Here is a 24,418-nt window from a genome sequence, read left to right on the forward strand (position 1 = left end):
AAGTTCACAACCTCAAAAATTTCCAGCTAGAGCATCGACACAACGTTCGCAGAGGTGAGGATGTTCGCTCGATTCACCAATGTGGGTGGAATAATTCCAGCAACGTGGACATTTCTCCCCATCGGCATTGACAACGGCAATTCTCACGCCCTCGGCATCATTAGTGTAGATCGCTTGCTCGGGCAAATCATTGACCAATTCTACCTGCGAGGCAATGAAGAGATAGCGCAACTCCTTACCAAGAGACAGTAAATTAGAGCGCATCAGGGTGTCTGAGACCTCTAACAGCACCTTTGCTTCTAGCGAAGAACCGATTGCTTTGGCATTCCGTGCCTGTTCCATCACCTTATTCACTTCCGTGCGAATATCCCGTAAAGACTGCCACTTCGCCGCCAGTTGGGGATTGTTCCACTGTTCCTCGGTTTGAATCCAACCTGCTTGGAATACCGACTTGTGCGATACCGTATAGGGCATGTGCTGCCAGATATCCTCAGCGGTGTGACATAAAACGGGGGCGATCGCTTTGGCAATCGTGTCTAGGCATAAAGCCAAAACCGTTTGGCAACTCCGACGGCGCGGCGAACTCGACGCACTGATATAGAGGCGATCTTTGGCAATATCCAAATAGAAATTGGACAAATCGACCGTACAGAAATTTTGAATGGTTTGAAAGAAGCGGAAAAACTGGAAGCTATCAAAGGCAGCCGTGATTTCATGGACGACTTCACTGAGACGATGCAAAATGTAGCGATCGGCTTCAGGCAATTGGTCGAAGGGAACGGCATCTTTAGCAGGATCGAAATCGTTCAAATTGCTCAGCAAAAAGCGAGCCGTGTTCCGAATTTTGCGCGACACGTCTCCCATTTGGTTCAAAATCGTCTTGCCGACAGGAACATCACCGCTATAATCTACGCTGGCTACCCACAGTCGCAACACATCTGCACCATAGGCTGGCTCTTGTTTGAGATTCTTGCCGCCGTTAATTACAACCATCGGGTCAATACCATTTCCCTCAGACTTGCTCATCTTGCGACCATTCTCATCAACGGTGAAGCCGTGTGTGAGTACCGTCTTGTAAGGAGCCTTGCCGTTGGTTGCCACACTCGTGAGCAGCGAAGATTGGAACCAGCCACGATGTTGGTCGGAGCCTTCTAAATACAGATCGGCAGGATAGCCCAATTCGTAGGGGACTAAACCACCACCCAATACTGCCGCCCAAGAGGAACCCGAATCAAACCAGACATCCATCGTGTCTGTACCTTTGCGATAGTTCGCAGCGCGATCTCGATATTCTGGGGGTAAAAGCTCTGCTACGCTCAGCTCCCACCAAGCATCGGAACCCCTTTCAGCAATAATGGTTTGAATGTGGGCGATCGTTTCGGGTGTGAGCAAAACTTCGCCCGTTTCGATATGATAAAAGGCTGGAATGGGAACGCCCCAACTGCGCTGGCGCGAAATACACCAGTCCGATCGCTCTTGCACCATTGAAGTAATGCGATTTTTCCCCATCGCAGGAATCCATTTCACGCCCTCGATCGCTTCTAATGCTGCCTCGCGAAATCCTTCTACGGAGGCAAACCACTGCTCTGTAGCTCTGACAATTACAGGCTTTTTGGTGCGCCAATCGTAGGGATATTTATGAGCATAGGCTTCTTCTTTAATCAGAACTCCCTTTTCAGTTAAAGCTTCAATGACAGCGGTATTCCCTTCTTTGAGGACGTTCAAGCCTGCGAATTGCCCAGCCTCAGCGGTAAAGATCCCGTAGTCATCCACGGGCGAGAGAATGCTCAACCCATACTTATTCCCGATCGCAAAGTCATCTTGACCGTGACCAGGGGCAGTGTGCACCAGACCCGTTCCTGATTCGGCAGTGACGTGATCGCCGAGTAGGATTGGACTGTCGCGATCGAAGATGGGATGGGTCGCGATCGTATGTTCTAAAATTTCACCTGAGAAGCTTGCCAGTACTGTTAAGGTTTGCTCGAATGTGGCGGCAAGTTTGGCAACGAGTTCCGTAGCGACAATATAGTTTTGATCGCCACGATCGCCACTACTGGTGACGATGCTGTAACTCAAATGGGGATTCGCACTAATTGCCAAATTGGCTGGAATCGTCCAAGGCGTTGTCGTCCAGATCAGGGCAGAGAGTGGGGTCTTGGCAAGTTCTTGATTGGTATTTAGAACAGATTGGAGCGCATCGCTGGGATTCTTTACCGAGAATGCCACATAGATGCTGCGCGACGTATGGTTTTCAGGATATTCCAACTCAGCTTCAGCCAGGGCAGTTTGCGAACTCGGCGACCAGTACACGGGTTTTAAACCGCGATAAATGTAGCCATTCAAAACCATTTTGGCAAACACAGAGATCTGAGCGGCTTCGTAGGCGGGCTTGAGCGTGTAATAGGCATTCTCATAGTCGCCCCAAATTCCCCACCGCTTAAATCCTGTGGTTTGGGCGGCGATCGTTTCTAGGGCAAAGTCTCGGGCGCGATGTCTGAGCTGAAGCGGTGTCAGGGTTTTGCGCTCTTCTGCCTTGATGTTTTGAATCACCTTTAACTCAATTGGTAACCCATGACAGTCCCAACCCAACACATAACGGGCTTTGCGACCGCGCATGAGTTGATAGCGATTAATGATGTCTTTGAGAATTTTATTGAGGGCATGACCCATGTGCAATACGCCATTGGCGTAGGGCGGCCCATCGTGCAGGATGAAGTTTTCACCCTGATTGTGGTTGGTGAGATTGTCATAAATGCCTTGATCTTGCCAAAATTTCTGAATCTCTGGCTCTTTTTCGATCGCATTGGCACGCATCGAAAATTCTGTTTGCGGTAAATTTACAGTGTCCTTATACTCAGGTACTGCACTGGACTTATTGTCTGAAGTTTCGGTTGGCACAGAGTTCATTGTTAGATAGCAGTTCGATCGCAATTATTCGGGATTTACAGCTATTATGCCGCAGACTGCATCGGATAGGTTAGTCTTGCTGTGTTTCTATAGCTTCCCCTGCTTGGGATAAAAGGTGTCTTCTAAAAAGTAACGCTCTGTAGGGGTGGTCATAGTCTTAGGCTAGCTAGCTTAACCAGATTGAATGGGTATGTTACTAACATAATGTTTTGGAAATGTTTCGATCGCGAAAAAGTTTTTTGTGGCGATCGCCTTGACTTTCGAGCGCTAAATTCGTTTGTTAGATTTCTTAACATTCGGTAATAATGTAGAGTATGCGACAACAAACACTTATGGCTTGTCGTGTAATGACTGAGAGCAAAGCCTGAAAGCTTCTAATTGTCCAATTCCTCTAAATCAAGCCAGACAAACAACACAGCTAGCCATGTTAGAATCCTCATCCACCGCAGCAGCCGATCTCGATCTCGCCCAAGCATTGCAGCCATTACAGGAGCCAGAGATTCTAACCACACCCTCACACTGGCATGAACCTATTTCTGACCCAATTCAAGCCTGTCTGAGCGACGATCTGTTTGCCCCTACAGACTCGTTTATTCACAGACACATTGGCTCTAATGCCACAGAGATTCAGGAAATGCTGTCGAGCATTGGCTGTGAAAATCTTAACGATCTGATTGATAAAACCGTTCCCCAATCCATTCGCATCAAGCAGCCATTGCAATTGGGTGAAGCGCGAGGCGAGTATGAGTTATTGCAGTCCTTAAAAGCGATCGCATCTAAAAATCAAGTCTTTCGCTCCTTTATTGGCATGGGCTATTCCAATTGCATTACCCCCCCTGTAATTCAGCGCAACATTTTAGAGAATCCCGGCTGGTATACCCAATACACGCCCTACCAAGCTGAAATTGCTCAAGGCAGACTGGAGGCTTTGCTCAACTTCCAAACCACAATTATCGACTTGACGGGAATGGAAATTGCGAATGCTTCGCTTTTGGACGAGGGAACTGCGGCTGCCGAAGCCATGACTATGATTTATGGATTGCAATCGAGTAAATCGAAAAGCGATCGCTTCTTCGTATCAGAGGCTTGTCATCCTCAAACGATCGCTGTGGTTGCGACCCGTGCGAAGCCTTTAGGGATTGAAGTGATTGTAGGCAACCATGCCTCCTTTGATTTCTCTGCGAATTCCGAGCGAACCGTATTCGGGGCGTTACTGCAATATCCTGCCAGTGATGGGCAGATTTACGATTACGGCGAGTGCATTGCCAAAATTCATGAGGCTGGTGGCTTAGCGATCGTCGCTGCCGATATTCTCAGTTTGACTCTCTTGAAACCACCGGGAGAGTTTGGGGCAGATGTAGTAGTGGGCAGTACCCAAAGATTCGGAGTACCCTTGGGTTATGGCGGGCCGCATGCGGCTTACTTCGCAACCAGAGAAACCTACAAACGACAAGTTCCTGGTCGCATGGTGGGGGTGTCTAAGGATGTGCACGGTCAGCCTGCACTGCGACTAGCACTTCAGACCCGCGAACAACATATTCGCCGTGACAAAGCTACGAGTAATATCTGTACTGCACAAGTTCTCTTAGCAGTAATGGCAAGTATGTATGCCGTCTATCACGGTGCAGAGGGTTTAAAGAGAATTGCATCGCGGGTGCATTCCTTGGCGGTAGTTCTCGCTTTGGGATTAAAACGGTTAGGATATGCGATCGCTACCGATAACTTCTTTGATACTGTTCGGATTAATCTAGCTCCCGATTCCGATCGGGAATCTCTTCAGAATATTCTCAAGGCGGCTGAGAACGCACAAATCAATTTGCGCGTCCTGAATTCCCAAGCGATCGCCATCAGCCTAGATGAAACTACAACCCTCAAGGATGTACGGGATCTTTGGCAGGTTTTCGCACCGACTTTAGATCGCGAATCCTTCACGACGCTTCTAAATCTCGAAAACCTCCAATTAGAGGCTAAAAGTTTAGGGGTTCTATCTCAATCCTTCGTTCGCACCAGTGGCTATCTCACCCATCCCGTTTTTAATAGCTATCATTCCGAAACAGAGTTATTGCGATATATCCATCGCCTGCAAGCCAAAGATCTATCGCTCACCACATCGATGATTCCTTTAGGCTCCTGCACGATGAAGTTAAATGCGACATCGGAAATGCTTCCCGTCACTTGGTCAGAGTTTGCCAACCTCCATCCCTTCGCTCCCCTAGCTCAAACACAGGGCTATCAGATTCTATTCCAGCAACTAGAAGCTTGGCTGGCTGAAATCACGGGCTTTGCAGGAGTCTCTCTTCAACCCAATGCTGGCTCTCAAGGGGAATATGCAGGCTTGTTGGCGATTCGTCAATATCACGAGCATCGCGGCGAAAGCCATCGGCGCGTGTGCTTGATTCCGCAATCTGCTCACGGCACCAACCCCGCCAGTGCTGTGATGACAGGCATGAAGGTCGTGGCGATCGCCTGTGACGGTATGGGCAATATTGACGTGGCAGATCTGAAGGCAAAAGCCGCAACCCACGGTCGCGAACTAGCTGCATTGATGATCACCTATCCCTCTACCCACGGTGTATTTGAAGAAGCGATCGCCGAAATCTGCGACATCGTGCATAGCTACGGCGGACAGGTATATATGGATGGAGCCAATATGAACGCGCAAGTGGGTCTCTGCCGTCCTGGCGATATCGGTGCCGATGTTTGCCATTTAAATTTACATAAGACCTTCTGCATTCCCCACGGTGGCGGCGGCCCTGGCATGGGGCCTATCTGTGTGGCCTCCCATTTGGTTCCTTTTTTACCAAATACCTTACACAATCCAGATTTGCAAATCTCAGATCCAGCAGCAATCAATGTAGGGGCTGTCGCGGCTGCACCTTGGGGTAGTGCGAGCATTCTCACGATTTCTTGGGTATATATCGCGCTCATGGGTGCAAAGGGCTTAAAACTTGCCACCGAAATCGCCATTCTCAATGCTAACTACATCGCCCACCGCCTAGCCCCTTACTATCCCGTTCTTTATAAGGGCGATCGAGGCTTTGTTGCCCATGAATGTATTTTGGATCTGCGCGAGTTCAAAACCACAGCAGGAATCGAGGTGGATGACATCGCCAAACGCTTAATTGACTACGGGTTCCACGCGCCTACGGTGTCTTGGCCCGTAGCAGGCACTATCATGGTAGAACCCACCGAAAGCGAATCCAAACAGGAACTCGATCGCTTCTGCGATGCCATGATTGCCATTCATGCTGAGATTACAGCGATCGCTACAGGAACCGCAGATCGCCAAGACAACGTACTCAAAAATGCGCCCCATACTGCCGAGAGTTTGCTGGCTGACAACTGGCAACATCCCTATTCCCGCCAGAGCGCTGCCTACCCTGCACCTTGGACAAAAGAGCATAAATTTTGGGCTGCGGTGGGACGGATTGATAATGCCTACGGCGATCGTAATTTTGTCTGCTCCTGTTTACCCATGGAGGCCTATGCTGACGTAAATTCCTAAGTGCAAATAGCAGCTAGCCATGAGCATTCATACTTGATTGCTAGCTTTGTGGATAAATGTAAAGATCTCTCCACTGAATATGCTATCTTTCCCCCAGAAAGTTAAGCAAAAGGCTATGATTTTATCAAAATGCCTCTGGGTAGCTTACTCCTAATTAACTTAACGAGCCTATGAATACTTCAGATCAAAATATACCCAACGCTGCTTCAGCCGCCACCAAAACTAGGGCAAAAGCACTTGCAAAACGAGGGGGAAGGACACCATTTGAAAGCAGGTTGATTCAGGCAGGACACGCTACAACAGATCAGTTCGATCGCGCCATTAAAGACAGCCAAGACGAGCAGATACCTTTTTTAACGGCTTTAGAGCGTTTGATTGGACAATCACTTTCGCCAGACATTACCCGTTACTATAAACGGCAACAGCTTTTTGAACTGAGAGTACTCCATGGCATCGAGCCCATCGATCCCGAAGTAGAAGTTGACAAATTTGATATTCCCACCCTCAGTGGTTTGATTGATGCCAATGTAATCACAATTCAAGTCTGTCGGGAATGCGAGATCCTTCCCCTAGTAAAAACAGAATCGACGCTAACCGTTGCGGTAGTCGCCCCTGAGAGCTATAAAGTTCAGAGCGAACTTACCCGCCTCTCTAAAGGACTAACGATTGCCAAACGCGTGATCGCTAGAGAAGATTATCAACGCATTTTTGATGACATCCTCCAATTTCAAGTCAATAAGAGCGCTAAGGGTGAGGGTGCAATTAGTGACGAAGATTTGCAGGTTAAAGATGATGTCTTTGGTGATGACTCCCTCACCGATGCAGGGGATGCCGATGATGAACTCTCGGTGGGCGGCGAAAACTCAGCGCCAATTATCAGCTTGGTAGACAAAATCTTGGTAAAAGCTCTCAAAGAAGGTGTTTCTGATATTCACATCGAGCCACAAGAAAAAGATCTGCGCATCCGCTTCCGTAAAGACGGTATTCTGCGCGAATCTTACTTTTTAAGTGAAGGCAAGCGGCTACCAAAAAGTATTATCAATGCCGTGATCTCCCGTTTTAAAATCGTTTCCAACCTCAATATTGCTGAAAAACGGCAACCACAGGATGGCAAGCTCAAGCGTAACTTCCAAGGTCGTCGGGTAGATTTTCGGGTTAGTACTTGCCCAACCCAAAATGGCGAAAAAGTTGTTTTACGGATTCTTGACAACTCCAACACGCAACTGGGTCTAGATAAGCTGATTACAGATCCCGAGAGTTTAAAGCTCATGCAGGATATGGCAAGACGACCCTTTGGACTGATTTTGGTTACAGGTCCAACGGGTTCTGGGAAAACCACAACGCTATACTCCACCCTCGCGGAATGTAACGATCCAGGGGTAAACATCAGTACGGCAGAAGACCCCGTGGAATATAACCTACCGGGTCTCACCCAATGTCAAGTCATTCGGGAAAAAGGCATGAACTTTGCCAGTATCTTAAGATCCTTTCTGCGTCAAGACCCTGATGTCATTCTAGTTGGGGAAACGCGAGATCAAGAAACCGCAAAAACTGCGATTGAAGCGGCGTTGACGGGACACCTCGTACTAACGACCCTACATACCAACGATGCGCCCAGTGCGATCGCCCGCCTTGACGAAATGGGTATTGAGCCATTCATGACCAGTACAGCTTTAATTGGCGTACTGGCGCAACGCTTGCTTAGAAAGGTTTGTGACAATTGTCGCATCCCCTACCAACCCACTCAAACCGATCTAGATGCCTTTGGTCTGCCCCGTAGCGATCTAGACAGTACTTTCTATCGTGCTAATGCGATTAATCGTGACGCAATTCTACCAGGTCAGCGCGTTTGCCCTAAATGTAATGGCTCTGGCTATAAAGGTCGCGTCGGTGCGTATGAAATCATGAAGATGACAGAAAGCCTACAGAGTGCGATCAATAAAGGAGCGACTACGGATCTGATTAAAGAGATTGCCGTTAGAGAAGGAATGAAAACGTTGATGGCGTACAGTTTCGATCTAGTCCGACAAGGCTTGACCACTTTAGAAGAAGTCCTGCGTGTTACCTACACCGACAAAGGGCGAGAAGCAGAAGAACGGGCAAAGCGCAACAAAGGGTTGGAGTGTGAAACTTGTAACGCTCAGCTAAAACCCGAAATTCTGGAATGCCCTTACTGTACGACACCCAGAATTGTTTGACCTCAATTATGTTTTGTTTCTCACTTATGGCATAAACTAGCTCAACCATTTGAGGATAGATAACTATGGTAATGGACTACATCATCGAAGACCTCATGGAGGAAGTGGTCGAGCGCAAAGGCTCCGATCTACATATCTCTGCGGGGTTGCCACCCTATATCCGCATTAGCGGACATCTCACACCAACAGATAGAGATCCTCTGACCCCAGAGGAATGTCAACGCCTGATTTTTGCCATGCTCAACAACAATCAGCGCAAAAACCTAGAGCAAAATTGGGAGTTAGATTGCTCTTATGGGGTAAAGGGGCTGGCAAGATTTCGGGTCAATGTTTACAAAGATCGGGGTACCTACGCTGCTTGTCTAAGAGCCTTGTCATCAAAAATTCCAGACATGGAAGATTTGAACCTCCCACCAATTGTGAAGGAACTGTCAGAAAAGCCAAGGGGATTAATCTTAGTTACAGGTCCTACGGGTTCTGGGAAAAGTACGACCCTAGCGGCGATGATCCAAACCATTAACAAAACAAGAGCGGAGCATATCTTAACCGTAGAGGATCCGATCGAGTTTGTGTATGAGTCGGTCAAAAGTGTAATTCATCAACGTCAGGTGGGTGAAGACACTAAGAGTTTTGCTAATGCTCTTAAAGGTGCTCTGAGAGAAGATCCTGATGTTATTCTCGTTGGTGAAATGCGCGACCTTGAAACGATTCAGCTCGCTGTAACCGCCGCAGAAACAGGACACTTGGTATTTGGCACGTTACATACCAGTTCTGCTTCCCAAACCGTCGATCGCATTGTCGATGTATTTCCGCCCGAGCAGCAAGGACAAATTCGCGTACAGCTCTCGAACTCGCTGGTTGCCGTGCTGAGCCAAACCCTTGTTCCCCGGCACAACCCACAGCCTGGGCAATTTGGACGGGTGATGGCGCAGGAAATCATGATTGTTACCCCCGCGATTTCTAACCTGATTCGTGAAGGTAAAACCGCTCAGATGTATGGGTTTATTCAAACGGGTGGTAAAGAATCGATGCAGACCCTAGAGTCAGTATTAGCAAAACTCTATCTAGATGGTGACATTACCTTTGAGGCTGCCGTGTCTAAAACTTCACGACCAGAGGAGTTACTGCGGATTGTAGGGCCCAATCCTGCTCCAGTTGCCAAGCGCAAAGGTGGAACCTACGATCCCAAAGATATGGTTCGATCTCGTTCGATTAGTGGATAGTTGCCGACAAAATTGGCTGTGTGTTGGGTGACCGTTGCAGATAAATATTTTGGATAACGAAAGAATTAGGTAAAGAGGTAAAGCCATGCCCAAATTTCAAGGTAATCTCAAAGACTCAAGAGGTAAAGCTGTTCAGCAAGTAATGGTTGCTGAATCTGTCAAAGAAGCTCGTGATGTCTGGCGACAGAAAGGATTTGTGATCGCGGACATTAAGGAAGTCAAGGGTGGCTTTGATTTTCAAAAATTCCAAGTATCAATGAAGAAAGTCACGACAAAAGACTTAGCTTTGTTTTCACGACAATTATCGACACTAGTAAACGCGGGTGTATCTATGGTGCGTGGGTTGGGGGTTATGACCGACCAATGTGCCAACCCTAAACTCAAGCTTGCTTTAAGCGAAGTCTTAGATGATGTACAACAGGGGACGAATTTCTCTGATGCCCTCCGCAAGCACCCTAAGGTGTTCGATCGCCTTTACTGCGCCATGGTACAGGCAGGTGAGGCAGGCGGTGTTTTAGACGATGTTTTATCAAGATTGGCACAGCTTTTAGAAGATGCGGCGCGTTTGACCAACCAGATTAAGTCAGCTATGACCTATCCCGTTGTGGTTTGCTCGATCGCCGTAGCCATCTTTATCGGTATGTGTAAGTTCATCATTCCAGTGTTTAGCGGTGTGTTTAAGCAACTGGGTGGTGAGCTTCCTGCATTTACCCAAATGTTGGTCAATGTCAGTAATTTCTTAAATAGCTGGACATTTTGGCTGTTACCTGCGGGATTTATCGGATTTATGTTTGCCTATAAGCAGTTTTATGCGACACCCTTTGGCAAGCTCTATATGGACGGCGTGTTCTTGAAACTACCCTTGTTTGGCGATCTCGTGGTCAAGACTGCGGTAGCACGCTTCTCTCGTACTTTTGGCTCTTTATCTAGAGCGGGTGTACCAATTTTGAGTGCTTTAGAAATCACCTCGGAAACAGCAGGAAATCTAGTGATTTCCAATGCGATCGATCAAGCTCGAACGGCCGTTCGTGAAGGGGGACAAATTTCTCCGGCTTTAGAAAAAACGGAGGTTTTCCCTGTGATGGCAATTCAAATGATTAGCATCGGTGAGGAAACGGGTGAAATCGACAAAATGTTGATGAAAGTGGCAGACTTTTATGAAAATGAAGTCGAAGAAGCGGTCAAAGCACTAACTAGTTTGATGGAACCCATTATGATCTGCGTTTTGGGTGGCATGGTTGGTTCGATTATTGTGGGGATGTACCTACCGATCTTCTCGATCATGGAGCAAATTAAGTAGTTCCAGCAATTCATCAAGACCACTGCCGCTTTGGAGCCAGTGAATGGGGCGATCGCCATGCCCCGAACCTCGAAACCAAGTTCTCTGACGTTTCCCAAATTGATAGGTGCGATCTACCGTTAACTGTTTTGCGGTAGCTAGATCTGTTTTATCTGCTAAATAATCTGCCATTTCTGCGTAGCCCAAGGTGCTTAGAAGTGGCAGATTTTCTGTATAGCGATGTTGAAGTTGTCGAATTTCATCTAGCCACCCCCTCAAGAGCATCTGTTCGATGCGATCGCCGATCCATTGGCGATAGATCTCAGGCTCAGGTGTGTGTAGACCAATTTGCCAGATCGGGTAATCAGGGGGATTTTCTCGTTGCTGCTCGGATAATGGGATGCCCGTTACATAAAAAACCTCCAGCGATCGCATGGTACGAACGCAATCGTGGGGATGAATTTTAGCAGCACCCTGGGGATCGACCTGTTTGAGCATGGCATAGCAGGAATTTTGACCTAACTGCTCGAGTTGCGATCGCAGTTCTGGATGGGGAGATACCTTAGGAATTTGCAGCCCAGAAGCGATCGCCTTGATATAAAGCCCTGTACCACCCGTGAGGATAGGGGTAATGCCACAAGCGTGAAACCCTGCAATGAGAGTCTGTGCCTGTTGTTGGTACTCAGCCAATGTAAAGGTACTGTCTGGCTCGGCTATATCGATTAAGTAATGGGGAACGCCTTGCCGTTCGGCCATCGTGGGTTTTGCTGTGCCAATGTCAAAATGTCGATAAATTTGGCGAGAGTCCGCACTTAAAATGGGCAGATTTCGTGATTTTGCTAAAGCGATCGCTAAGCCAGTTTTTCCAGTCGCCGTAGCACCCAAAATAACGATTAGTCCTGGCGATTTGGGCATCTTAACGTTTTTCAGATCTCACAATCGATCGAATATCTACGTCTCTGTTTCTCGTTTGAGCTTTAGAGCTAAAGCAGGGCGAACTCGCCCCTTAGCTTCTTGCCCCACTTTACACATTAGGAATACATCAGGAGAAACATAGGAGCGATCGCGTGCAAACACAACAGCAATTATTCAGGGACAACCTGAAGGTTAATCGTGGCAGTTACCTCAGCATGGAGCTTAATGGAAACTTCATAGCTGCCTGTTTGTTTGATGTCAGGGACTGTAATATCGCGGCGATCGATTTCGAGCATTGATTTTGCGGCGATCAACTGCGCAATCTCGCGGTCTGTCACCGTGCCAAAAATAGCATTCCCTTCACCGACTTGTTTTTTGATTACAAAGCCACCAATGGTAGCAAGCGCAACTTTACGGCTTTCTGCTTCTTCGCGAATAGCCAGCAAGCGTTGGCGTTCTTTTTCTTTACGTCTTTCTACTTCTTTGACCACGCCTACCGTGGCACGTACCGCTAAACCTTTAGGTAAAAGATAGTTTTGAGCATAGCCTGGAGCCACAGCTACCAACTCTCCCAACTTTCCTAACTTGGTTACGTCTTTTGTCAACATTACCTGAACGTCACTTTTTGCCATTTTTTTGAATTACATCCCTTTTGCAGTTAAGTTACCCATGCCCTAAGATCGTTTTTTAACCTACCAAAATCCTAAAATAAGATTAAAATAGGTTCTAAGATCGAAGTCAGAATTTCTAGTATATCTAAAAACTTTGCTACACAAAACTCAAATGCGATGCTGTCAGCTATCTAAGACATCCTTGCGACTCGTGTCATTGTTTTGTTTATCTCTTGGTTTGGTCGCCATACCAGGTTGTTTTGCACCACCTCCTTCCAAACCATTTAGTTCAGAGATCGTACCAACCGATAAGCTCGCCGAAATCAGTGAAATCCGTGACTTCTCAGTGCGGGTGCGCTTTCTGAATAGCAGTGAAGATAGACCCGCTAGCGTAGGCACAACCCTAAAAGCAGGAGAAACTGTTCGTACCGAGGGTACTTCACGCGCTCAGATTGTGCTAAATAGTGGCGTGATTGTAAGGGTTGATGGCGATACAAACTTAACAATTAACCCCAAAAATCAACTCAACCTAGATAAAGGTCGTTTACTCGCTTGGGTAGCTTCTAGCCAAAATTTAACTGCTGAGGTTCAAACCCCTTTTGGCTCAGTGTCTAGCAGCGATGGGACATTTTATGTCAATGTCCCAAAAGAATCCTCCAAGCAGAGACAGATCCTTGCACTCAATGGCACAGTGACGGTAAAGCTAGCCCGCTCATCTGACACCGTTACCCTCAAAGCTGGTGAAGAATTGATCGTTATGCCAGATGGCAATGCCTCTATCCCCAAGCCCTTAGCAAAAGAAGATATAGAGAAACGCTTAGCTGGAAATCCTTTAATCTTTGGTTTCAATACACGTTTGGCGAGTCAAGCCGATATTGAGTCAACATTTAAGATTTCTAGTGGCATTAAGGAAGCTGAGGCAGTCAAATTTAAACGTTCGGATATCTCCAAAATCAAGCCTGAGTTGAACCCATCAGCTAAATCAACTGGCTCTAATCGAGATGCAGACCGAAACGATACGACAGCTAGTCGTAATGATTCCCAAAATTCAAATTCCCAAAACACGACAAAGCCTACTCAGGAACCTACAACAGCAGCCAGAGATCCTTCTCCTCCTTCAAGTTCAGTACCTTCAACCTCCCCCCCTGTGGCTACACCCGTTACCAATCCTGTAACTAGGACTCCTACCGATCCCCCCCCCTCGGCAACCGTACAACCTCTAGATCCACCACCTCTACCAATTCAACCTGAGATCGTACCGATACCTCAGCCAGTTACGCCAGTTGTGCCTGTTGCTCCGTCCTCAGACCCCAAACGACCTTAACGAAATCGCTCACTGAAAAATAGACTTTTCGCAAACTGTCAGCTATTATCTAGCTGCCTCGGGCTAGGTATATAAATCTAGGCATTTGACGATCGGTTTGGGCTATAAATTTTCAGTGCGGTGAGGATGTTAAGAAAAGCGTATGTCAAGTAATCATTCAGTTCGTGAATCCACAAGATGGCGTGACTTAATCGGCTCAAATCCTCTTCTTAAGCCACGAGGTCGGCATAAGGGAGGAAATCGCAACGATCGCCCAGTGTTTTCTGGTTTGCGCAGTGGTCTATTGAGCTTAGCTATGCTTGGCATCTTAGTTGGGCAGGCGATCGCCCCCGTTGATATTTTCCCAGCACAATCACAACCTGTGGTGAATAACCGCACCCCTAGCCGCGCTACGGATGGTCGGGTTAGCTCTTTGTTGATTGATAACTATGGCAGGCTATGGGTTGGTACTTGGCGTGGGTTGATCGAAGTTAATCCCAGTAACGGCAAAACGCTGTTTGTGGTGAATTTGCCTAGTCCAGTCGTGACGACAATGTTGCTTGATGATTACGGCAAACTTTGGGTGGGGACAGCATCAGGCTTGTTTCAAGTGCAACCGGCTACGGGTAAGGTCGAAAACGTTGCGATTAATCTGCCTTCAAACCGTATCTTGAGTTTAGCGATCGATCGGGCTGGGTTTATTTGGGTAGGCACAGAACAAGGGATCGTACGTATTAGCCCCACTAGCGCTGAGACCTATGCCCGTTTGCCGAATATTCCAGGAATAGCTGCCAATGTAATGCAAATCGATCATGCAGGGCAGCTATGGGTGGGGACACTGGAAGGAATCATCAAAATTAATCCAGGGACGGCTGAGATTACAGCCCGAATTCCCTATGTGGCAGGGCAAATTGTGCAAGCTATGACGATCGATCCCGAAGGGCTAATCTGGGCAGGCACACCCCGTAATGTGATCTTGGTAAATCCTGCCACCAATAAAGCGATCGCCCGTATTAATAGCGTTACGGGACGAGACATTTTGGCATTAGCCAGTGACAAAAAAGGTGAATTGTGGGTGGGTACGCGCGATGGCTTAATGCGGGTTGATACGGACAATGGTGAAATTACCGCAACGATTCAAAATTTACCATCCAGTGAGATTAATACTCTCTTACTCAGCGATCGGCAATTGTGGATCGGTACGAGATTTGGTTTGGCAAAGCTAAATGCCGATGTAAAGATCTTTGACAGTCGTACCAGTAATGCCAAAGTGATTTATGCAACACCTTAATGCTCAAAAGGTAAGTTAGGTTAAAATCTCAAGATAAACCATCACAACTTATCAAGGGTTAAACCTATGGCATTACGCGGATCTGTAGCACCTTTAGATAGATTATATGGTTGCTTACCTTATCTTTTGCCGATGTCAGCAGCCGTATTCTACGGTGCCTTTCTATTTGTTCAGTTTCCTCCCCTAGCCACAGTCTTTTTGCCTTTGCTTTGGTTAAAGCTTTGGTTGGGTTTTCCAATTATTCCGCAAGTAATCTCACTGGACTTCGTTGTTTTTATTTGCCTCTATATTTTTGTGGTCAGAAATGAGCGGGTAAATCATTTTGTGCGCTTCAACGCCATGCAAGCTTTGCTATTAGGAATTGTGTTAGTCCTAATTCAAATTCTGGTCAGTTTACTGCAACCTGCTTTGCCATCTGCAAGTTCGCAGGCTCTCATATTTGCAGTTCAAATTTTTGCCAACACAATTTTTGTTGGCATGATGGCAGCCTGCGGCTTCTCAATCTTCCAATCAATTCGAGGCTTATACGCAGAGATGCCAATTGTTTCAGAGGCTGCTTACTACCAAGTGCGTTTTTAATAGTTATCAGCTTTCAGTGGTCAGCTTATCGTGTCAATTCCAAAAACTACTGATAGCCAATCCCCAACAACTAAAGATTAAACTCTAGAACAAAGCCGACTCTACTGTCGTTAAAAATGGGCGATCGCCGCCATTCGATCTTGCTACCAAGACGGATCTGTTTGGTCAGAGCATAACTCGCAGATAGGGATGTAATGCTCAATTCAACGTTGCTACCAGGAGCTGTGAATGTTTGACCTAGACGCAGATCGGCACTATGGGGAGACAGCACTAAAATTCCTTGCAAGCCCAAATCTACCCCTGAAATCGTGGGGCGATCGGTCACGTTAAGTTGTCGAAAACCAACCTGTGGCGCAATATTGAAATAAGACCCCAGCGGCAGAATGTAGTAGCGCAAATTGGCATCAAAGCCACTTTCTTTGCCACTAAATTCAGACTGATAGCTGGCGCTTGCGGCTAACCTTGTCTGCCCCACCAATAGATTGTCAATTCCCACATCCACGCCTAAATTATTGTCGCGGGAAGTAATGCCTACTCGAAGTGTTGGATCGAAGCTAGGACTGTTGTAGATGTCATCCAAAAGATCGGGTGGATTGGTTAGCCATCGCCGTAAGACAGGGCTACTATCGATCACTTCTTGGTTGACTTTTAGATCTGAAGCTGACTTAGAGATTGGAGTTTCAGCGGATGCTTGGCTACAAATGCTAAGGTAGGAAAACGCAAAAATGCAAAACTGGCAGGTTATCAGTTTCATCTTCTGCCGTTGAAGTTTTGTTTGTTTTTTGGTCAGAGTTTTTGTCTGGAAAAATGAACTTAAAGGTTTAACCATTGAGAATTCTTTTCTGAGTGGGACTGCCTAAATGAGAACATCCACAAGCGTTATTCTAAGAGATTAATCAGAAAAATGTGTAGGGCATATTGGTTTGTCAGCAGTATGATTTTGACTGTGGCTTTGTTACCAAAATTTTTGCCACCCAATGCCCAAACAGCACTAGCCCTAGACCGATCAGTCGGCACTCCAGGAATTGATGCCCGCAAACTCCACGTTGCGCCCTATAACCTTACAGGCAAAGATATCTGTATCGGTCAAATCGAACTCAGCCGTCCGGGGCAGTTTGCCGTAGACAAGATCGTTAATCGACTCATTCAACTCGATCGCGTGGCGATCGAACCCTTTGAGGTTTTTTTCCGAGATGGTAAGCCTGTCCCCAATCGTAATCTAGACGATCACTCCGCTCAAGTAGCAGCGGTAATGATTAGCCGCAACAAAATTCATCAAGGGGTTGCCCCTCAGGCTAAGCTTTTGTCATCAGCCTACGCACAACGTCGCCGCGATGGTCAACCAGAGGCAGTCTTAGCATCACAACATGTGGCTCGACAATGTAATGGCAATGTCAGGGCATTAAATTTTAGCTTTGGCGAACCCCTCAACGAAGATCCGCGCCCAAAACCCAAGCTCGATGGCAATGCTCTGCTAACCCTAAGCCTCGATTGGCTGGCAATTACCTATAACACCTTACCAGTTGTAGCAGGAAATCAAGGTAAAGGGGGAATTCCGATTCCGACTGATTTATATAATGGCATTGTGGTGGGGTTTACCCGCGAACGTGATGGGGTCTATAGTCAGCTCGATCGCGGCAATTTAATTGATGAACCGTTTATCGATCGCAACGGTAATGGCAGATATGACGTTGGCGAATATTTTACTGATTTAAATAAGGATGGCAAATGGACGCCCGGTGTAGAGAGCCCCACGGATGGACGGCGATCGCTTTCTTTATTAGCACCGGGCAATAATGTCATGCTGCCCGACCTCAAGGGCAAATTTATCTCCGCCAACGGTACCAGTTTTGCCTCTCCCCATGTAGTTGGCACCATTGCGCTTTTGCATGAATATGCCGATCGCCAAATCCTCAACGGGCAATGGGGCATAGATGCCCGTCGTCATGAAGTTATCAAAGCAGTACTGATTAACTCCGCTGACAAAATCAAAGATACGGGGGATGGCAAAGCCTTGGGAATGTCGAAGACGATCTTAGATACCTATGGTAAAACTTGGCTCGACTCCGAAGCCTATCGCAGTCGGGATATCCCCTTAAGCTTGCACCTAGGCGCAGGACAGTTAAATGCTGCCCGTGCCATTCAACAATTTCAAGCAGGACAACAGTCCCCTGGTATGGTCAGTACGATCGGTTGGGACAGCCATGTGGTTGAAGCCACACAGTATCAAGAATATATCTTTGCAGAACCCCTGATGGCTGATAGCTTTGTAGCCATTACGCTAACGTGGGATCGACTCGTCAGTTTAAATGATAAAAATGGCAATCGACTCTTTGAAATCGGCGAGAGTTTTAAGAATGGTGGTATCAACAACCTAGAGCTTTACTTAATGCGCGAGCAGGATAACGATATCTCTCAAAATGTTTGGTCATCAATCAGTAAAATTGACAACCTCCAACATATTTTCATTAAAGTCCCCAGCGCAGGAAGGTATAAAATTCGAGTTGTATTTAGTACACCACAAAACAATGACCCCATACAGAGATATGGACTTGCATGGTGGACTGCGCCTGTTAAACGCTGATTAATTATATACAAACAAAACTCTCAGGGGTTTTAGTCTGAGAGTTCTGAGAGTTTTGTTGAGGAAATTATAATACCTAGACTAGTTTGTCGCAGCAGGGGTACGAGGATACTGCATATCCACAAACCCTAGCTCAAATAGTTGTTGGTATGCCTGTTGCCCCAACTCGCGTGTGGGAGCTTGACTGCGGATCAGTTGAATTAACAAGGGCACGGCTAATTCAGGCTGATTGTTGGCACGATAGACAACAGCCAGTTGATAAGTGGCTTTGTCCCGTAGTTGAGCTGTTTGCAAGGCTTTTTGACGATGGCTATCAGAAATACGATTGTCAATTCCTGCAAAGCTTGTGGTTAGATCTTGATAAAAATTAGAAAGCTGGTTAAATACCTGCCGTGCGTCTTGCAACTTTGTGATTGCCAATGTGTAGTTTTGTTGGTTAACTGCGACAGATGACTCAGCCATTAAACGCTCGCCCCCTGGGATACTAAAAACACTGTTATCGAGTGAGTTAGGCTTAGGGGCAACAACTTCAACGGGCTTTGCCTGCGCAACTTTTGTGACCAAATTGCCGGTAGTTTGAGCGATCGCTGCCATCGGAAATAACGCCAACAATGCAAACGAAGATAAAAAGACAGAGTGAAGCGATCGCTGGAAATTTCGCCCAATAGTTTGGTCGGAGTTACGGTTTATTGGTTGAGTGGGGCAAGGCTTAACGGCAAAAATTGACATGGTTGCGAGGTTACGAAAGGTTAAGTTGCATAGGCTGATTAAATCAAGCCCTTAGTAGAAAGCTCATCTAAAACTTTGGATATCGTATCACTCTCAACTGACTCATGTATCTGCCAAAAGTTTTTAATCTATACCTTTCTATGATTTTTTGCCCCAACGACCAAAATTAATTATCAAGTTCGATCGGATAGATAAAGAAAGTGTGACAAATTGCGTAATAATTTTAATAACTGTGTATGTAAACACATTTGTGATTCGCCTGCTCTCTTTTTCTGAGTTCTATTACTCAGTAAAAAGGGGTAAATAAGGAGTGCAAAGCTTCCTAAAACGAAAGCCAATCATGAATTTTTTGTGTAAGCGTCTAGTGTAACCCAACATCAACTGTGAAGATCATTCCTGCCAACGGAAGAGAACCAAGTGAACCAGCAACAGCCAGTTCATCTGTATCGTCTATAGATTCGATGGAGGAATACGAGCAACTTAAGTTGAAACTATTCATCTTAACCATCGGTTTTTCAGCTTTTATTAGCTTGGTGATTGGGGTTGTCTACGGGTGGAATGTCTCTCTAAATTACTTGTTGGGTGCGTGCACTGGTGTGGTTTACTTAAGGATGTTAGCTAGAGGTGTTGACCGACTAGACCCTCAAAACAGACGTCTCGGTTATACAAGATTCGCTGTTTTTGTAATTCTAATCGTCATTGCTTCGCGCTTGAAACAACTGCAAATATTGCCTGCGTTTCTTGGCTTTATCACCTACAAGGCTTCGCTTTTAGTGATTCTTGCTCAGGATCTCACCCGCGAGTTCCGTTCTCCTAAGATTTGACCGAATCAAATCAAATCAATTTGTCCCACTGGGGCTATATCTGTTGAACATGATTAATCCATTACTTTTCCGCGCTCACACAACAAATCTAGCTGCTTTAGAAGTTGGTAAGCACTTTTACTGGCAAATTGGCGGACTAGAAATACATGGTCAGGTGTTGCTGGTTAGCTGGATTGTAATTGGTGTGCTGCTTATAGCCTCTGCGATCGCCACCAGTAACATCCAACGCATCCCCGCAAAGTTCCAAAACTTTATGGAATATGTCCTAGAGTTTATTCAAGGGATTGCGAAAGACCAAATCGGTGAAAAACATTATCGAGAATGGATGCCCTTCATTGGAAGTTTGTTTCTGTTCATTTTTGTTTCCAACTGGTTGGGAGCATTAGTGCCTTGGAAACTCATCCACCTTCCAGAGGGTGAACTGGCTGCGCCCACGAGTGACATCAACACCACAGTTGCTTTGGCTCTTTTAGTTTCTGTAGCCTACTTTTATGCAGGACTGAGCAACAAAGGACTGGGTTATTTTTCCAGATATGTGGTCGCATCACCATTCCTTTTACCCATCTGGGTTCTAGAAGATTTCACAAGACCTCTTTCCCTAAGCTTCCGTCTGTTCGGTAATATTTTGGCAGATGAGCTAGTGGTTGGAGTATTCGTCCTATTGGTTCCCTTGTTTGTCCCACTGATTGTCATGGCTCTAGGACTGTTTACCAGTGCCGTACAAGCCTTGATTTTTGCTACCTTAGCAGCGGTGTACATCGGGGAAGCGATCGAAGGTCACGGTGAAGAAGAGCATGAGCATTGACTCAGTTGAATTCGGAATCTTACCGATTTCATGAAACACAAACCTCAAATTACATTTACACAAACATAGAAAGGAAGAAATCATCATGGACCCCATTGTTGCCGCCGCATCTGTGATCGCCGCCAGTCTTGCCATTGGTTTGGCCGCAGTTGGCCCTGGTATTGGTCAAGGTACAGCAGCAAGCCGCGCTGTAGAAGGGATTGCCCGTCAGCCTGAAGCTGAAGGCAAAATTCGTGGCACATTGCTATTGAGCTTCGCATTTATGGAATCTTTGACCATCTATGGTCTTGTAGTAGCATTGGTGCTGCTGTTCGCTAATCCTTTTGCCGGTTAAGTGTATTAGCTATTAGCTCTGAGGCTAATAGCTAATGCAATTGCGCTAAGTTGCTACCTAGACTGAATTCTCATGACATACTGGACATTTTTACTAGCAGTTGAATCTGCTGAAACTAGCGGTGGATTATTCAATTTCGATGCCACATTGCCGCTCATGGCAGTGCAGTTCTTACTGCTGGTTGCTGTTCTCAATGCCATCTTTTTTAAACCATTAACTAAGGCAATTGACGATCGCAGCGACTATGTGCGAGACAACATCGCGGAGGCAAAGGAGCGACTAGAAAAGGCAAATACTTTGGCTCACCAATACGAGCAAGAGGTTGCTGCAACTCGTAAATCTGCTCAAGCTATGATTTTGGCAGCTCAGGCTGATGCAGCGAAAATTCGCGCTCAGCAAATTGCCAAAGCTTTGGAAGAATCTCAAGCCAAGGTAGCAAGCGCCAAAGCTGAGATCGAAGCCCAAAAGCGCGATGCTGAAGCTTCTTTAAATGCTCAGGTCGAATCACTTAGCCGCCAAATCTTGCAAAAACTATTAGGAAACTTGGTAAGTAGCTAGTAACGCACGAACTGCTTAGTCATTTTCAATCGATAAATAACTTATGGACATTCGTTTATTCCTACTTGCTAGCGAGGCAGGTGAGGCATCAGGTTTTGGTCTAAACAGCAATATTCTAGAAACCAATGCGATCAATATTTTGATCCTTCTAGGGGTTCTAATTTATGCTGGAAAAGGCTTTTTAGGCAAAGCTCTCTCCCAACGTCTAGAAACGATTGAGTCGGCAATTAAAGATGCTGACAAGCGCAAGCAAGTGGCGATCGAGCAGCTCGCTGATCAACAGGAAAAGCTAGCACAGGCTCAGGCAGAATGCGATCGCCTGCGTCAGCAAGCTGAAGTAGATGCCAAAGCAGCAGGTGCGGCAATTTTAGCAACTGTAGATGCTGACATCGAACGCTTGAGAGAATCTGCCGATCAAGAGATTGCAACTGAGCAAGAGCGCGTGTTGATTCAACTAAGACAACGGGTTGCCGAGCAAGCTTTGGCTGGTGTGAGAGCGTATTTTGGGCGTGGACTAGAAGACTCCGTTCAGAGAGAGTTAGTTGACCGCAGTATTTCACTTTTGGGATCTAAGTAAAAGATCTGAATGTAGGAGTTAGATAATTTCATGAAAGCTAGTTCTGTAAGCCAAACTCTTGTCGAACCCTATGCCGAGGCTCTGATGTCTTTGGCAAAGGATCAAAGTTTGGTTGAGCCATTTGGTAATGATGTGCAGCAAATTCTTGAGACTTTGCGTTCATCAAATGAACTGAGGCAACTGCTGGAAGTCCCTTTAATTAAAAATAATGTCAAAAAGAGCGTGATTGCTGAGGTGTTTGGATCGCGTATCCATCCCTTTTTGCAAAGCTTTTTAATGGTGTTGGTCGATCGGCGACGCATTACTTTTTTAGAGCCGATTTGTTTGCAGTTTCAAGCATTGCTGAGAGAGATGAATCAAGTCGCTTTTGCTGAGATTATCTCGGCGGTGGCATTGACTGAGGCGCAACAAGCAACCCTAGAACAAAAAGTTCTTGACGTAACCAGTGCCCGCAGCGTTCAACTTTCGATCGTGGTGAATCCAGATTTGATCGGTGGGGTAATCATCAAAATTGGCTCACAAGTCATTGATGCCAGTATTAGAGGACAACTGCGTCGCCTTTCTAGTAGCTTGATGGCTGGGGTTTAAACCTTCCTTATTGCCAAGAAAGCAAACTGCGAATCGCTGATTGCCAAATAACAAACAAATAAACACAAACAACTGACAACTATGGTTAGCATCAGACCTGACGAAATAAGCAATATTATTAAGCAGCAAATCGAACAGTACAACCAAGAACTGCAAGTTTCTAACGTTGGTACTGTGTTGCAAGTGGGTGATGGCATCGCTCGCGTTTATGGACTAGAGAAGTGCATGTCCAGCGAGTTGCTCGAATTTGAAGATGGTACCGTTGGTATCGCCTTAAACCTTGAAGAGGACAACGTTGGGGTTGTGCTCATGGGTGATGGACGTGGCATTGCTGAAGGAAGTTCAGTCAAGTCCACAGGTAGAATTGCTCAGGTTCCTGTCGGAAACGCCTTTATTGGTCGTGTTGTGGATTCCTTGGCACGTCCCATCGATGGTAAGGGCGACATTAAGAACGACGGATTCCAACTGCTTGAGTCTCCTGCTCCTGGTATTATTGCGCGTAAGTCAGTGTTTGAGCCTCTCCAAACGGGGATTACGGCTATTGATGCCATGATTCCTGTAGGTCGCGGACAACGGGAATTAATCATTGGCGATCGCCAAACAGGTAAAACCTCTGTTGCCGTTGACACGATCATCAACCAAAAGGGTGAAGATTGTATTTGCGTTTATGTAGCGATCGGGCAAAAAGCTTCAACCGTAGCCAATGTCGTTAACGTACTACGCGAAAGCGGTGCGATGGAATATACGATCGTGGTTGCTTCCAATGCCAACGATCCAGCAACGTTGCAATATCTAGCGCCTTACACAGGTGCATCGTTGGCTGAGTTCTTTATGTACTCAGGCAAGGCAACCTTGGTGGTCTATGATGACTTGTCTAAGCAAGCACAGGCCTATCGCCAAATGTCCCTGCTCCTCCGTCGCCCACCAGGACGTGAAGCCTATCCTGGGGATGTATTTTATCTCCACTCTCGCTTGCTCGAACGTGCAGCTAAACTCAGTGACAAGTTGGGCGGTGGCTCGATGACAGCCCTACCCATTATTGAAACGCAAGCTGGTGACGTATCCGCCTACATTCCTACCAACGTTATTTCGATTACAGACGGACAAATCTTCTTGTCTTCTGACCTATTTAACTCTGGTATTCGTCCTGCGATCAACCCAGGTATCTCGGTATCCCGCGTTGGATCGGCAGCTCAGATTAAAGCCATGAAGCAGGTTGCAGGGAAGATCAAACTGGAATTAGCCCAGTACGATGACCTTGTTGCTTTTGCTCAATTTGCCTCTGATTTGGACAAAGCTACCCAAGCGCAGTTACAACGCGGTCAAAGACTGCGTGAGATTCTCAAGCAGCCTCAATACTCTCCTTTGCCTGTGTCTGACCAAGTTGCGATTATCTACACCGCCATCAACGGCTACCTTGATGACATCGCTGTAGAAAAGGTAACTTCCTTTAACAAGGGACTGCGTAACTACCTCTCTACCAGCAAGCCTAAGTATGCCGATCTTGTCAAGGCAGAGAAGAAACTTGGCGACGAAGCTGAGAAGATTTTAAAGGAAGCGATCGCTGAATTTAAGAAAACATTCGCAGCTGCCGCTTAAGTTAATTCG

21 protein-coding genes are annotated in these 24,418 nt (G+C 46.5%); 15 read left to right on the forward strand and 6 right to left on the reverse strand.

Features of this window, described 5'->3' with window-relative positions:
• Positions 1-12 precede the first annotated feature (12 nt).
• A complete protein-coding gene (gene ileS / locus V2H45_RS00130; RefSeq protein ID WP_330481566.1) occupies positions 13-2,907 on the reverse strand; it encodes an isoleucine--tRNA ligase in 2,895 nt (964 codons plus the stop codon).
• 424 nt (positions 2,908-3,331) lie between these two features.
• Here ileS and gcvP point away from each other — a divergent pair, with 424 nt between their 5' ends.
• The 4 genes from gcvP (at position 3,332) to V2H45_RS00150 (ending at position 11,133) form a co-directional block, all read left to right on the forward strand.
• Positions 3,332-6,412, forward strand: coding sequence for an aminomethyl-transferring glycine dehydrogenase (gene gcvP / locus V2H45_RS00135; RefSeq protein ID WP_330481567.1), 3,081 nt, complete (start codon positions 3,332-3,334; stop codon positions 6,410-6,412).
• 170 nt (positions 6,413-6,582) lie between these two features.
• Positions 6,583-8,610, forward strand: coding sequence for a GspE/PulE family protein (locus V2H45_RS00140; protein ID WP_330481568.1), 2,028 nt, complete (start codon positions 6,583-6,585; stop codon positions 8,608-8,610).
• 71 nt (positions 8,611-8,681) lie between these two features.
• Positions 8,682-9,833, forward strand: a complete 1,152-nt coding sequence (locus tag V2H45_RS00145) for a type IV pilus twitching motility protein PilT (protein WP_408648684.1) — start codon at positions 8,682-8,684, stop codon at positions 9,831-9,833.
• Positions 9,834-9,918: 85 nt separating this feature from the next.
• Positions 9,919-11,133, forward strand: coding sequence for a type II secretion system F family protein (locus V2H45_RS00150; protein WP_330481570.1), 1,215 nt, complete (start codon positions 9,919-9,921; stop codon positions 11,131-11,133).
• Here V2H45_RS00150 and miaA read toward each other — a convergent pair.
• The 3 genes from miaA to rplI are packed head-to-tail and all read right to left on the reverse strand — an operon-like array spanning position 11,098 to position 12,659.
• On the reverse strand, positions 11,098-12,027 hold the full coding sequence (gene miaA / locus V2H45_RS00155) for a tRNA (adenosine(37)-N6)-dimethylallyltransferase MiaA (RefSeq protein WP_330481571.1): 930 nt from the start codon (positions 12,025-12,027) through the stop codon (positions 11,098-11,100). The genes V2H45_RS00150 and miaA overlap by 36 nt on opposite strands.
• 36 nt (positions 12,028-12,063) lie before the next feature.
• Positions 12,064-12,189, reverse strand: coding sequence for a hypothetical protein (locus V2H45_RS00160; RefSeq protein ID WP_330481572.1), 126 nt, complete (start codon positions 12,187-12,189; stop codon positions 12,064-12,066).
• Between the two features lie 8 nt (positions 12,190-12,197).
• A complete protein-coding gene (gene rplI, locus V2H45_RS00165) occupies positions 12,198-12,659 on the reverse strand; it encodes a 50S ribosomal protein L9 (protein ID WP_330481573.1) in 462 nt (153 codons plus the stop codon).
• A gap of 217 nt (positions 12,660-12,876) precedes the next feature.
• Here rplI and V2H45_RS00170 point away from each other — a divergent pair, with 217 nt between their 5' ends.
• From V2H45_RS00170 to V2H45_RS00180, 3 genes are all read left to right on the forward strand, one after another.
• On the forward strand, positions 12,877-13,962 hold the full coding sequence (locus V2H45_RS00170) for a FecR family protein (RefSeq protein ID WP_330481574.1): 1,086 nt from the start codon (positions 12,877-12,879) through the stop codon (positions 13,960-13,962).
• A gap of 142 nt (positions 13,963-14,104) precedes the next feature.
• On the forward strand, positions 14,105-15,232 hold the full coding sequence (locus V2H45_RS00175) for a ligand-binding sensor domain-containing protein (RefSeq protein WP_330481575.1): 1,128 nt from the start codon (positions 14,105-14,107) through the stop codon (positions 15,230-15,232).
• Positions 15,233-15,298: 66 nt separating this feature from the next.
• Positions 15,299-15,811, forward strand: a complete 513-nt coding sequence (locus V2H45_RS00180) for a Tic20 family protein (RefSeq protein WP_330481576.1) — start codon at positions 15,299-15,301, stop codon at positions 15,809-15,811.
• A 70-nt stretch (positions 15,812-15,881) separates the two neighbouring features.
• On the opposite strand, the gene V2H45_RS00185 is transcribed toward V2H45_RS00180, so the two are convergent.
• Positions 15,882-16,565, reverse strand: a complete 684-nt coding sequence (locus V2H45_RS00185) for a hypothetical protein (protein WP_330481577.1) — start codon at positions 16,563-16,565, stop codon at positions 15,882-15,884.
• 150 nt (positions 16,566-16,715) lie between these two features.
• On the opposite strand from V2H45_RS00185, the gene V2H45_RS00190 reads away from it, so the two are divergent.
• On the forward strand, positions 16,716-18,395 hold the full coding sequence (locus V2H45_RS00190; RefSeq protein ID WP_330481578.1) for a S8 family serine peptidase: 1,680 nt from the start codon (positions 16,716-16,718) through the stop codon (positions 18,393-18,395).
• A gap of 81 nt (positions 18,396-18,476) precedes the next feature.
• On the opposite strand, the gene V2H45_RS00195 is transcribed toward V2H45_RS00190, so the two are convergent.
• Complete coding sequence (locus V2H45_RS00195; RefSeq protein WP_408648685.1) at positions 18,477-18,989, reverse strand: hypothetical protein; 513 nt, start codon at positions 18,987-18,989, stop codon at positions 18,477-18,479.
• A 518-nt stretch (positions 18,990-19,507) separates the two neighbouring features.
• On the opposite strand from V2H45_RS00195, the gene V2H45_RS00200 reads away from it, so the two are divergent.
• The 7 genes from V2H45_RS00200 to atpA all read left to right on the forward strand — a co-directional run bounded on the left by V2H45_RS00200 (position 19,508) and on the right by atpA (position 24,409).
• Positions 19,508-19,948 carry an ATP synthase subunit I gene (locus V2H45_RS00200; RefSeq protein ID WP_330481580.1) on the forward strand — a complete coding sequence of 147 codons (441 nt, stop codon included), beginning with the start codon at positions 19,508-19,510 and terminating at the stop codon, positions 19,946-19,948.
• Positions 19,949-19,997: 49 nt separating this feature from the next.
• Positions 19,998-20,753, forward strand: coding sequence for a F0F1 ATP synthase subunit A (gene atpB, locus V2H45_RS00205; protein ID WP_330481581.1), 756 nt, complete (start codon positions 19,998-20,000; stop codon positions 20,751-20,753).
• Positions 20,754-20,838: 85 nt separating this feature from the next.
• Positions 20,839-21,087: an ATP synthase F0 subunit C gene (atpE, locus tag V2H45_RS00210; protein WP_330481582.1), complete on the forward strand. Its 249-nt coding sequence runs from the start codon at positions 20,839-20,841 to the stop codon at positions 21,085-21,087.
• Between the two features lie 72 nt (positions 21,088-21,159).
• Positions 21,160-21,645: a F0F1 ATP synthase subunit B' gene (locus tag V2H45_RS00215; protein WP_330481583.1), complete on the forward strand. Its 486-nt coding sequence runs from the start codon at positions 21,160-21,162 to the stop codon at positions 21,643-21,645.
• A gap of 43 nt (positions 21,646-21,688) precedes the next feature.
• Complete coding sequence (locus V2H45_RS00220; RefSeq protein WP_330481584.1) at positions 21,689-22,222, forward strand: F0F1 ATP synthase subunit B; 534 nt, start codon at positions 21,689-21,691, stop codon at positions 22,220-22,222.
• Positions 22,223-22,252: 30 nt separating this feature from the next.
• On the forward strand, positions 22,253-22,810 hold the full coding sequence (gene atpH, locus V2H45_RS00225; RefSeq protein WP_330481585.1) for an ATP synthase F1 subunit delta: 558 nt from the start codon (positions 22,253-22,255) through the stop codon (positions 22,808-22,810).
• A gap of 81 nt (positions 22,811-22,891) precedes the next feature.
• Positions 22,892-24,409 carry a F0F1 ATP synthase subunit alpha gene (atpA, locus tag V2H45_RS00230; protein ID WP_330481586.1) on the forward strand — a complete coding sequence of 506 codons (1,518 nt, stop codon included), beginning with the start codon at positions 22,892-22,894 and terminating at the stop codon, positions 24,407-24,409.
• Positions 24,410-24,418: the final 9 nt, after the last annotated feature.

The sequence above is a fragment of the Tumidithrix elongata BACA0141 genome (assembly GCF_036349135.1).
GTDB classification, from domain to species: domain Bacteria; phylum Cyanobacteriota; class Cyanobacteriia; order Pseudanabaenales; family Pseudanabaenaceae; genus Tumidithrix; species Tumidithrix elongata.